The sequence below is a fragment of the Nonlabens dokdonensis genome (genome assembly GCF_002162835.1).
Classification (GTDB): domain Bacteria; phylum Bacteroidota; class Bacteroidia; order Flavobacteriales; family Flavobacteriaceae; genus Nonlabens; species Nonlabens dokdonensis_B.
In genome coordinates this window covers 1-12,550 of record NZ_MAAX01000054.1, presented here as the reverse complement: position 1 = coordinate 12,550, position 12,550 = coordinate 1, and the positions used below count along the sequence as shown (strand labels likewise).

10 protein-coding genes are annotated in these 12,550 nt (G+C 34.4%); 1 reads left to right on the top strand and 9 read right to left on the bottom strand.

Features of this window, described 5'->3' with window-relative positions; translation table 11 throughout:
* The 6 genes from A9Q93_RS03115 to A9Q93_RS03090 form a co-directional block, all read right to left on the bottom strand.
* Window positions 1-899 (bottom strand): DegT/DnrJ/EryC1/StrS aminotransferase family protein (locus A9Q93_RS03115; RefSeq protein ID WP_303685921.1); only part of this gene is annotated, 899 nt, incomplete at its 3' end.
* A 43-nt stretch (window positions 900-942) separates the two neighbouring features.
* Entirely contained in the window at window positions 943-1,242 is a 300-nt protein-coding gene (locus A9Q93_RS03110; RefSeq protein ID WP_303685920.1) for a hypothetical protein, read from the bottom strand.
* A gap of 252 nt (window positions 1,243-1,494) precedes the next feature.
* The gene (locus tag A9Q93_RS03105; protein ID WP_303685919.1) at window positions 1,495-2,439 is read right to left on the bottom strand and encodes a FemAB family protein; all 945 of its coding nucleotides are present in this window, start codon (window positions 2,437-2,439) and stop codon (window positions 1,495-1,497) included.
* A gap of 163 nt (window positions 2,440-2,602) precedes the next feature.
* Window positions 2,603-4,426, bottom strand: a complete 1,824-nt coding sequence (yidC, locus tag A9Q93_RS03100; protein WP_303685918.1) for a membrane protein insertase YidC — start codon at window positions 4,424-4,426, stop codon at window positions 2,603-2,605.
* Between the two features lie 106 nt (window positions 4,427-4,532).
* Window positions 4,533-6,146 (bottom strand): CTP synthase, encoded by a 1,614-nt coding sequence (locus A9Q93_RS03095; RefSeq protein WP_303685917.1) that lies wholly within the window; start codon window positions 6,144-6,146, stop codon window positions 4,533-4,535.
* Window positions 6,147-6,338: 192 nt separating this feature from the next.
* Window positions 6,339-9,065, bottom strand: coding sequence for a zinc-dependent metalloprotease family protein (locus A9Q93_RS03090; RefSeq protein ID WP_303685916.1), 2,727 nt, complete (start codon window positions 9,063-9,065; stop codon window positions 6,339-6,341).
* A 179-nt stretch (window positions 9,066-9,244) separates the two neighbouring features.
* On the opposite strand from A9Q93_RS03090, the gene A9Q93_RS03085 reads away from it, so the two are divergent.
* Window positions 9,245-9,760: a hypothetical protein gene (locus A9Q93_RS03085; protein ID WP_303685915.1), complete on the top strand. Its 516-nt coding sequence runs from the start codon at window positions 9,245-9,247 to the stop codon at window positions 9,758-9,760.
* Here A9Q93_RS03085 and A9Q93_RS03080 read toward each other — a convergent pair.
* The 3 genes from A9Q93_RS03080 to A9Q93_RS03070 all read right to left on the bottom strand — a co-directional run.
* On the bottom strand, window positions 9,757-10,299 hold the full coding sequence (locus A9Q93_RS03080) for a DUF922 domain-containing protein (RefSeq protein WP_303685914.1): 543 nt from the start codon (window positions 10,297-10,299) through the stop codon (window positions 9,757-9,759). The two genes, A9Q93_RS03085 and A9Q93_RS03080, sit on opposite strands and share 4 nt — an antisense overlap.
* On the bottom strand, window positions 10,300-10,701 hold the full coding sequence (locus A9Q93_RS03075) for an OsmC family protein (protein WP_303685913.1): 402 nt from the start codon (window positions 10,699-10,701) through the stop codon (window positions 10,300-10,302). It abuts the gene before it with no gap.
* A partial coding sequence (locus A9Q93_RS03070; protein WP_303685912.1) for a LysM peptidoglycan-binding domain-containing protein occupies window positions 10,698-12,550 on the bottom strand: 1,853 nt, incomplete at its 5' end. The genes A9Q93_RS03070 and A9Q93_RS03075, both read right to left, overlap by 4 nt.

The window sequence follows — 12,550 nt, the reverse complement described above, 5'->3', positions numbered from 1 at the left end:
ATAAACACGCGTCTATTTTCCACATAAACTGGGAAAACATGCATGGCATTATTAGATAAGAAATCAGTATCCAGCAGTCTGACTTTTTCATTTTTTAAATTCTTGTAATAGGAATTTGCGATCTCATTTCTACGATCGTTGTCGCTATCGAGTAATGGTAATCTATTCATTAAAAAACCTGCCTGTAATGGATCAAGTCTTGAATTTACTCCTAAAACATCATTTAAAAATCGGCTTTCACGGCCATAATTAGCGATCTTACGACACATATTAGCGAGCTCAAGAACATTTGTAGTTATTGCTCCGGCGTCACCTATAGCTCCTAAATTTTTAGTGGGATAAAATGAGAAGGCACTTGCTCTAGCTATATTTCCAGATTTTATACCGCTGTTGTTTGTAGCGCCGTGAGATTGTGCAGTATCGCAGTAGATGTTTATGTTATTCGCTTTCGCGAAAGCGTACACCTCATCCTCCACCAGTTTACCGTAGATATCTACGACTACAATAGCATCATAAGAAATAGTTGTTTTTTCTAAAACAGAAGCCGTTAATATCAACTCCTCTACGTCTATAGGAATGGGCTTTAATCCCGCGTGAATGATACTTAAAAATGTTGCGATATAGGTATGGGCAGGCACTAATATTTTTGCATCCTTAGGCAAATTGCCCAGAGCAACCTCTGATTTAAGTATTATAGTAAGTGCATCTAGACCATTACCTGTTCCTATGCAATAAGAAGCTTCACAATACTCAGCAAAGCGATCTTCAAAACCCTTTACCCAATCTCCTCCTATGAAGCGTCCAGAATCATGAATTTGCTCAAATACCGCAAGATCTTGTTTTTTAAACCTATCATTTAAAGGTTTGAGATCTAAATATGGAATATAAGAATGAGTCATTATTGAATTTGCTTCTTAACGAATATAACACAAGAAAAGTGCATTAACTAAATGCTTCTACCATGTCTTGTAAATTTCCTGCTATCGCGATACCAGTCATTACAAATAAAAAGATATTAATTCCAATGCCTACATACTTTTTCCAGTGGTACGGTTCTTTTATACTCAGTATACTAAATACGAGTCCTAAAGTTACGGTTACCAGATACAAGGTCATTAAATATCCTGCGATATCATTAATATTATTAGTAGCTGTTCTAGCCGTCTGTGACAACAAGGTGAAAACCAGCAGCAGTATAGAGGAAATTATAGCGAAATGAAATGATTTTTTACTGTACTTCATCAATTGGGTATATACTGCAAACATAACGCCTTTTCAATTTATGGATAACACTACTTAACAGTGCTTAACTAGATACTAACATGACTTACTTCTCTATAGGCGTAAATTTGTACCATCATAAGATTAGAAGTTCAAGTTTAGATTATTGAATTAGCCCTTTATAATGGTAAACTACTGAAGATATTATGAAAAAGAAAAAGTTAAGTTTGGTTGAAGAACCATTGATGGTAAGAGTTTGATAGCGTCTTATTGTTAATGGTTTTTTATATTGTATAACTTAACAAGTCGTTTTACTTCAGTCATTTTGCCTCCTAATTGCTTTTTAAAACGCAGCAAGCCTTCATTAATACTTCCATCGCTTTCATTTACAGGACCTAAATCCATATGATGAAAGCCTAGATTCTTATATTCTTTCATAGCTTCCATGTATAGAAATCCTACAGCATCTGTTTTCATTCCTGTAGGAGTAGAAGCTGCGTACTGAGATTTTATAATAGTTCCTTTTATAAAAAAAGTAATTCCAGCTAGGAGTTCATTCTCACGATACAAATTATGTTGAATGATTTTCTCTGGAAAACGAAAAGCTAGCAATTCTATTTCTTCGAGATTATGAACTGGCGCAGAATTATGCCTGACTTTGAGTGACGGCACAAGTACCTCTTCCCAAAAAGGTTTAAAATGGTGATTTCTTTCTATTTGAAACCCCTCAAATTTACCGTTGCGATAACCTACAGTCTTTTTAGGTGAAAAGTCTAATTCTTCTTGTAAGTCAACAAATAAATAATTGGAAACTCGTTCTTTTTGAAATCCACTAGCTTGTAGTTTAGAAAGTAGTATTCCGTCAGAATCTTGATTGTAAAAATCTGGTAATAGATTGAATTCCGCTTTCGCGAAAGCGGTAACTTTCAAGTAATCTAAGATAGCATCATAAACAATCTTATGTTTATCACACATTGCAACAGGTATCCCGTAAGTCAAACCTCTATGACTATAAAAAGAGTTATCCTTTACATGCGCAGGCACGATTCCTACCAAGGTTTCATCTTCATAAATCATCAAACTATGGTCGTCAAACCGGTCCTTATGGTAATCCATAAAATCGCGATGAAACAAAAAAGTATTGAGATCACACTTTTTTAAGAAGGCATTCCACGCAGCAGCATTCTCTGAAAGGTATTTTCGAACTGTAATTTTCAATGAAGTAAATTCTATACCAAATGTAATGACTATTACAGATATTCAAGAGTTTCTTGAGAAATGGTTTTTGATGTAAGCTTTGTTTTAAGGATTCCAGGATAAATTAAAATAAAAAATCCTCCGTTTTTATAACGGAGGATTTAAATATATAAAAAACAATAAATTATTTCTTATTCTTCTTTTGTTCTTCTTGTTGTGCTTGCGCTTGTTCCATTATTTCAGCCATTTTGCTAGCAAATTTCCCTTTCTTTTTCTTAGGTTTTGCTTTGGCTTTTTCAATTTTGGCAAAAACCTTATCCTTATCTATAATTACATGCTTAATGACTAGCATGATACCAATGGTAATTAAATTAGATACGAAGTAGTACAATGATAAACCACTAGCATAATTATTAAAGAAAACAAGCATGAACAATGGAGACAGGTACATGATAAATTTCATGTTAGGCATTCCAGGTTGCTGGCTGGCTTGCATATTCTGTCCCGTGGTCATTTGCATGTAAAAGAAAATAGAAATAGATGCTAGTATCGGGAATAGACTCACGTGATCTCCATAAAACGGGATCTTAAACGGTAAAGAGATTACCTCATCATAGCTTGATAAGTCGTCTGCCCAAAGGAAGCTTTTTTGTCTCAACTCAAAAGCTGTCGGGAAGAATTTAAAGAGCGCAAAGAACACCGGCATTTGAAGTAATGCTGGTAAACAACCACTCAAAGGACTGGCTCCTGCCTCACTTTGCACCTTCATGGTCTCTTGCTGCTTTTTCATAGCGTTATCCTTATACTTCTCTGCAATTTTATTCAATTCTGGACGTAGAATTTTCATTTTTGCCTGAGTCAAATAACTCTTATATAAAACTGGTGATAATACAAGTCGTACACATACGGTAAGTAATATTATCGCTATCCCATAAGGAATTCCTGCTCCTTTTACAGGATGACTTAGAAGAGTAAATAATGGACGAATAGCCCATTCATTAATAACGCCAAATATTCCCCATCCTAAATCTACTACTTCATCTAGATTGCGGTCATAACTGTCAAGAATATCATAGTCAGTAGGTCCAAAATACCAGTCCATATTGTAAGCTAACTCACCGCCTGAATACTCTAGTTGTGCAGTAGTCATAAACTTTTTAGTTAATACCGTTTGCTCATCATCTGCAGCATAATTGTTATATGTTTCAATTACTCCAGATTTAAAAGGAGTATCTGTTAACAGGATAGAAGAAAAGAAATGCTGCTTGTAAGCTACATAGGTAATCTTTTCTGCCTCTTCCTCAGCCATTTCACCTTGTCCTGTATAATCATCGCTACCGTCATCATACTCAAACTTTGCTTCTGTATAACGACTTTCATTATCCATACCTTTTGAACGACGGTAACCTTGTAATTCCCAGTTAAGAGCTACTTCTTCTGAGGTATTTGCAACCTGGGATAAACCTTGAGATCTAATATTGAAATCCAGCATATAGTCGTCCGGTTTCATCTCATAACGAAACTCTAATGAAGCACCGCTTGCAGGATTTGCTTTAAGACTTAAAACTTTATTTGCACCATTCATTGATTCTTGTGCAGTAAAAATCATATCTTGAGTATGCAACGTACGACCATCTTTAGTCATAAATTTGAGATCAAACTTATGATCACCACCTTTTACTAGGTATACTGGTAAAGAATCGTAGGTTTTGAATTTTTTTAATAAAGCCTCGCTGATATAAGCTCCTTTAGTATTGATTTTAAAATCTACTAGGTCACTATTAAACTGAATTTCCTTACCTGTATTAGAAGCAGGTATGCTAATGGAATCATTAGGAACTAGGTTAGTACTTGTTGAAGAGGTAACCTCTGAAGTTGCTTCAGTTGTTGTTTGCTCCTCTTCTGTTATTTGCGGTTCCTCTTGATTTCTCAAAAACATGAATGCTACTATCCCAAAAATAAGGGCTAGTCCTAGCATGCTTTTCCAATCCGTTTTTTGTTCTTCCATATGATTGCCTGATCAGGCTGTTGTTTATTTTGATATACTAGTTTTGTCTACTTTTCGCCTTGAGCGATATAAAAACTGTGATGAACTAGTTTAAAAAATTAAGAATTTACTTTTTTAATTTATATGCAGCAGCGGCGTTCACAAATGATTTAAACAATGGATGTGGTACAGCTACGGTACTTTTATATTCAGGATGATATTGAACACCTATAAACCAAGGGTGATTTTCTACCTCTATAGTTTCTACTAGATTAGACTTAGGATTTATACCTGTAGTTTTTAAACCAGCCTTTTCTAGTTGTTCCCTATAATCATTATTATATTCATATCTATGTCTATGTCTTTCACTTATTAATGAACTTCCATAGATGTCTTTTATTTTACCTTCGATCAACTCGCAATCCCATGCACCTAAGCGCATAGTGCCTCCCATATCTAGTATATTTTTTTGATCTTCCATTAAAGATATAACTGGATTTGCAGTATTCTCATTCATCTCTATTGAATTAGAGTCTTCAATTCCTAAAACGTTACGAGAATATTCAATTACTGCCATTTGCATACCTAAACAAATACCGAAAAAAGGTAATTTGTTCTCTCTCGCATACCGTACAGCTTCTATTTTACCTTCTATACCACGTTCACCAAATCCAGGAGCTACAAGAACAGCATCTAAATGAGAAAGTTTTTTACTAACATTCTCAACTTCTAGATATTCACTGTGTATAGATTCTATTTTAACTTTAACTTCATTTGCTGCACCAGCGTGAATAAAGGCTTCTAGGATAGACTTATAAGAATCTTGAAGCTCTACATATTTCCCTATAAGGCCTATCGTGACCATACTCTTAGGGTTTTTATGTCTTTGAACAAACTCGTTCCAGCTTTTTAAATCTGGGTACTCTTCAGTTTTAATTTGAAGATTTTTAATCACTACTCGATCTAAGCCCTCTAAAAGCATTTTATTAGGAACATCATAAATAGTTTCTACATCGATGGACTGTATAACGGCTTCTTGCTTTACGTTACAAAAGCGAGCTAACTTTACACGTATATCGTCTGAAAGCTCATGCTCTGTGCGACATACCAGAATATCTGCCTGAACTCCACTTTCCATCAGTGTTTTTACACTATGCTGAGTAGGCTTAGTTTTTAATTCTCCTGCTGCACTTAAATATGGAATAAGAGTCAAATGGATTACAAGAGAATTATGCTCACCTAGTTCCCACTGAAGTTGACGCACACTTTCAATGTACGGTAATGACTCTATATCACCTACAGTTCCTCCTATTTCAGTTATTACGACATCATAGTCACCAGATTTGCCTAGTATTTGAATTCTTTCTTTAATCTCATCAGTGATATGAGGAATAACTTGAACTGTTTTCCCTAAAAACTCTCCACGTCTTTCCTTATTGATTACGCTTTGGTAAATTCTACCAGTAGTAACGTTATTTGCTTGAGATGTATTTACATTTAAAAAGCGTTCATAATGACCTAAATCAAGGTCTGTCTCGGCTCCATCTTCAGTAACATAACATTCTCCGTGTTCATAGGGATTAAGTGTACCTGGATCCACATTTATATATGGATCTAGCTTTTGAATTGTAACTCTTAATCCTCTGGCTTGCAATAATTTTGCAAGAGATGCTGCGATGATACCTTTTCCTAATGAAGAGGTTACACCACCTGTTACAAAAATGTACTTTGCGTTTGCCATAATAAGATTTTAAGCATTTTAAAAACAGCTGCAAAAGTAGGTATTTTGTGTAAGAGAAACGAGAATTTTCTTATGTAAAAAGTAATAGATAAACACACAAAAGCCAGCAAATTTTGCTGGCTTTTGTAAATTAATCAAGGATTAATAAGAATTATTAATAGTGATCTTTTGTTCTATAATTGTGAAAATTTTTTACTCAATAATAATTTTCTTAGTTACTGTATTATTTTCATCTCGTATCTTAACAAGATACATTCCTGCAGCGGCATTATTCAAATTGACATTTTCATTAAATGTTGCAGATGTTTCATAATCCTTAGTAAAAACAGATCTTCCACTTAAATCAAAAACATCAACAGTAACGATATCACTTGTTGCATTATCAAAGAGAATATTAAATGCGCCATTACTTGGGTTAGGATAAATAGATAAGTTTTCTAATTGAAAATCTTCATTACTTAGTGGTGTAACAGTTTTAACACATACTTCTAAAGACCAATTATTCAGGGTTCCAGCATCAGTATCTGCATTATCTGAGACTCCTATGGTCCAGTCGCCATTTGCAGGTAAATCTTCAAATATGCTAAAGGTCGATGATGGATCAAACGTACCTACCGTAGGCTGCCTACATAATACGGCACCAGCTCCATCTTCAAAGAAAGCCATCAAATCATTTTGATTTGCACACTCTCTATTCCATGCTAGTGCTAGATTATTAGTAGATGGATCAGAAATGGTTATTATCATATCCTGAATGTAATCATGAGAAATATCTACACCTAATTTTATGCTATCGATATTTTCAGTACTAGGAACATTGATGCTTGAAGTTATTCCTACCCTATTATTATCAGGAATTGCAATGTTAACTGCTCCAGATTGATACGTGGTACAAGTCACTTGAACATTTGCATTTATATTAAAGTCATCTTCATTTATACTAAAAAATACGTTCCCATCACCTCTTACCATCAATCTACAATTTGTTGCAACAATTCCGCTAGGCACGAGTAAATCATAACTACCATTATTAGGTACTCCAGAAGCAAGAACAGTATCAAATGTTGCTCCAGCATTAGTAGAAAGTAAAATTGTAACAGTGCTTGCATTAACACTATTCCCATCAGTACCAGCAACATCCCATGTAATTGTTTCTGTAGTATTAGGCAGCCACACTATCCCACTATTATTTTGTGAAGTAACTCTAAAAGGTCCTGCATTGCTATCTACTTGAAGGGTCATTTGATCTACAGCAGTCTGTCCACCTCTGGAATCATTATCTCTAACAGTAAGTCTATAATTAATTTGTCTTGATACATTAGGTAATTTTTCCCATTGAGTCGACACACCGCCGTTAGCCACAATTTCTGGTAATCTAGGAACAATTCTATTAGGGTTATCTGTACCTTCAAACGAACGAACTAAAGGACCATCAGTGTTATTACTCAATGGTAAACCTGCAGCACCTAGATCAAATTGCTCCCATGTAAAAGTGTGAGATGTTGTACCATCTGCATCTGTGGAGCTACCTTCTAGTATATAAGGAGTACCTCTAGGAATAGTAAAATTAGAACCAGCATTTGCAGTAGGAGCACTGTTACCGGTAGTAACTTGTTGAGCACATGTACTTAATCCATTGGCAACATTATTAAAAATACTTTCTAAACTTGTTTGATGAAAATAAGCATCACTATTATTTTGAACATTTTGAGGAGGACAAATTCCTGCATAAGCCATAATTGTAGTTCCACTAGCAGGCTCATAAGCATTATTTGCAGATCTATTACCACCTGCGCAGTTTGCAGCATCACCATTAAATGTATGTGGCGCTCCCATTTGATGTCCTAACTCATGCGCAACAAAATCTACATCAAATGGATCTCCTACTGGAGCACCTCTTCCCGTAACACCTTGAGCTTTTCTGTTAGTACAAGGTGAAGCTAGTGAAGCCAAACCACCGCCACCAGTCGAAAAAATATGACCAATGTCATAATTATTAAAACCTATTGTCGCATCAATCGCGCTTTGATTTTCACCTAAAATAGCACCAGGGCTATTGTTAGAAAAATTATCAGATCCTATTGATATGAGTAAATCATTATTTGCTACAAAAGTCATTGTAATACTTAAATCACGCTCATATATGAAATTGTTTCTAGTCATAGTTACTACCATTGCATCCATAACAGCCATGCGTTTAACTAAGTCTGGTGCACTAGCCTGTATTCCCGCACGCATCCAGTGAAAACTAGAATATTCAATAGTAGTTGAAATAGCTAATCTAAAATCTCTTAAAACACCATCGTTTGCATTAAACACTTGGTTAGGAGCTTGAATCAAAGCATTTCTTTGATTTGTATTAAATTCTTCATCAACATGACATTCCCATCTATCGCCATAATTCTCTAAATCAGATTTTTTATACACAATTACACTAGAATTATCTTGGGTAAAGGAATCAACAAATTGAGTACCTAACTGCGGAGAAAACATCATACCGTGAAAGCCTTGAGAGGTTATAGAAAAACGTATTTGATTAGAAGCATCAGACACACTTTCTCCTACGTAAGACCTAGTATTTATGTAACGTTCTTGTAGCTGTGGTGCCATAATACTAGCTTCCTTAACTCTAAAAATTTGCAATCCTGCTGTAGTAGGATATTCTATCAGCACATTAGAAGGCAAGCTGGAAAGTCCTCTTTGTGGCGCGTTTGTCAATTTATTTTTTAAAGAATTGAGATCTATCTGGTAATAAGAAGCCACTGCAGGCTCCGTTTTTCTAGACCATGTAGGTTTATTTTGTAACTGAGATAGATCAATCGCACTCCATGAAGGCTTATCATTTTGAGCTGTAACAGGTGTCATGAAACAGGTGCTAAATAAAAGAATAGCGACCCATAATTTGTAATATTGAATCATTAGGAATTGAATTTGTTCAACAATAATAATAGAAATTCATCACAAAATTGTCTTATTGATATAAGTATAACTTAATTTGATGGCAATTACCGTGACAGTAGTATGTATTACGTCATAGATTATAAGATATCTCGCTTTCGCGAAAGCGAAATCCTTAAAAGAAAACAGAAATAAAATACATGGAAAAATTAATCTTATTGCTGTTAATAGTCTTTAGCATAAGTTCATGTGTAACTAAAAGCAACCAAATTACAAAAAGCAAAAATTATACAACTTGCCCAACAGATGGTACTTGTTCAGCTCAAATTATTGTAGACACCAGAGCTCTAATCAAAAAAGACGAGTATGGCAATAGCTACGAGCACCTTACAAAAGATACAAATTATGTTTTATTAAAGTATGCATATGATAGAAATCAATTAAATGGAGTTGCGGACTCTCATTATCACGAAATCATTTACTTATCCATACCTAAAGATGTTAAACGTATAGCCCTGATAGGTCAATCTATGAAACAGGTCGAATTGATATACGGGAGATTATGCAATTGCAGAAATACAACTGGCTACTATTATGTAAATAAAGGAAAGGTCGAAGTGGTAAAAACAGATTTAGGTTATGATGCTCTACTCGACATAGAAGTAAATAATATTCCTAATGTAATTACTGAATTGTCAATTCCATTTGAGTTCTAACGCCTCACGGCATATTCACTTAATTTAAATAGCTCTTCCATAATCTTGAGCTCCCATTGCGATTGAATATCGTTAATAGTTCCATGTCTGGTCTCCCGATCGTAAGATTTTTGCTCTGACTGGCGCTCTTTCTCAAATTTTCTAAAAATGAAATCTACTTCCTTTTTAGGATTACTTTTAGGTACGTAATTCTGGAAGGCTGCGCGTAATTTACGAGCATATAACTCTGTTATATCCCAATGCAACTGTTCATGCATCAAGAGTTTTGAATTATTCTCTGTAAGCTTCTTCTTCCAGCTTAACTGCGGATAGAAATAACTTTCCACTTTTACATCAACATGAAGCTGTCCATTTACTTTTTTACTAGTGAAGGTATACCCTAGACTACTATTAACACTTGCAAAATAAATTGCGTTTTTAGGAGGTACTCCTTTAAAGTCTTCCCAATTTAAAACAGGTAATTCTTGATAAGTATAGCGCTCTGACGGCTCACTTTGTGTAAATAAAAACAGTAGGATACTTACCAAAAATAATCTCATCTAATTCCAATTAAAAACAATATTTTTTTGAATATCAGGATGGAGACTATTTAATACAGGACAAGTATGTGCTACACGCTCTAAAATCAATTGGGATCTATTATCACAGTTGCCCTTCATATCTAGTATCACGTCAATTTGAGAAATCCTACGAGGATCTGTAGTCATATGTTTTGTTACTTTGGCAACGCTGCCATCCAGTTCACATTCCATTTCTCTAGCTTTTATTCCCATTACAGTGAGCATGCAACTAGCTAGAGCTGTAGCAACCGTATCTGTAGGTGAAAAAGCTTTTCCTTTACCATTATTATCTGTAGGCGCATCTGTATTAAAGCTATCACTACTTTTAAGGTGTGTAGATTCACATCTTAAATCACCTAGGTATTCTACAATTGATGTCATTCTTCTAGATCTGTTGTGAGATTATTAATATCTAACTCCTCAATACTTAAATCTTTCTTGTATTGCAAAAGGTAAACGGCATCATTATAGTATCCTGCAAGAAATTTTTTAGAGTAATCAAATTTATTTTCAGTCATTATGGTTTTACCATTTCTCATGGCACTTTCATAAAGATCTGAAGCACTTGCCTGTCTTAAAATAATATCTAAAGTCAAGTCAAAGCCTCTTGTTGCAAAAGAGTTAGGAGTTATATTATGAATACTGTAATACTTCTCAATAAAAGAATTTGTATCATCACTAGCTTTAAACATTTGTGGGAATACATAGTTCAATTTTGCTAGTCGTATATTAGATAACTCCATCTCTTCATAATTCCCCAGACCAAACATTGTAATCTTATGAGAATCTGTCTTTGCCGCGTAGTTCGTCACTGCATCTGTCACAAAACCTATATTATCAACAGCTAAAACAATAACATTTTCAACATCTGGTTTTAACTGTTTTATATACTCGATACTAAAAATGTAATTCTTCTTTGAATTAGGCACTAACACATTTGCAGACGGCAAAATAGAAGTAAACTCATTTTTAAGTTTTGGGTTATTATTATCTGTAACAATAATTACATTTTTACCTTTTGCATATTCTACAAGGTATTCTTTGAGCTTATTTTTAAGTATTTCCTCTTCTGGTCTTGCTTGAAATAAATTACGGTACAACCTAACATCTGTAGAAGTGAGTGGTGAAACTACCGGTATATTAAATGACTTCAACTCTTTTGCAGTTTCAACCACATTAGTAGAAATAAGAGGACCTATGACAGTATTATAGTCTGCAAAATCTGTAGCATCCAGAATATTCTTAGTAGCCTGAAGGTTTTTTTGAGTATCAAAAATATCATGATCTACAGGTATGCCTAAAGTATTTGCACTATCGATAGCTATTTTTACGCCGCTATAAAAGTCTAGAGCGATACGCATAGCTCTATCTTTTTTAAGATTATCGCGATCAGTATTTTCATCATCTATTTTATGTAAAGAGAAAGGTAACATGATAGCGAGACGCTGTCTTTCAAAATTTCTCAAGCTGTCTACTAAAGAAGCTACTTTATTTGAATGAACCTTAGTAGGAACATTTACCATTTCCTTTCCATAGTTAGGGTTAGGATATATAATAGTCATTCCTTCCTTAAGACCATCCTTTAACTTAGGATTCCATTTTATTAAAGAATCCTCAGATATTCCAGTTAGCTTTTTAAGGGAATACATACCCATTTTTTTAGGAATGGTATATTGTATAAGTTTTTCACTATCAATAGCTGCGGTACTACTATCTTCTAATGATGTTGCCTTTTTATTTTGATTTGATTTAATTTTGGGAACATTAAGAATCATTCCTGGTTTCAAATTTTCTACACCTGGATTTAAATTCTTGAGTTGAGAAACCTTGATCTTATAATTAGTCGCGATCCCATACCATCCTTCACTAGGTTTTACTATGTATTTACCATCATCAAGAGGCAATGAATTAGGAATATTAACTTTTTGATCTTCTTCAACCACTGCAAGTTTTACTTCTTCAAAAACAGGTATTTGAATGCGATCACCTTTCTTTAATGGGTTAGAATACAATTCTTTGTTAGCCTCCTTAATATCAAGTTCAGTTACCTCATATTTCTTAGCAAGACTATACAATGTTTCCTTACGTTTTACTCGATGCTTTTTATATTTTTTAATTCGGCGCTGGGTTAATACTTTACTTTCAGCCGGAATGAGCAACACTTGTCCATATCGCAAACCTGAACTTAAATCTGGATTGAGTTCTAGTAATTGCTTTGAAGAAACGTTAT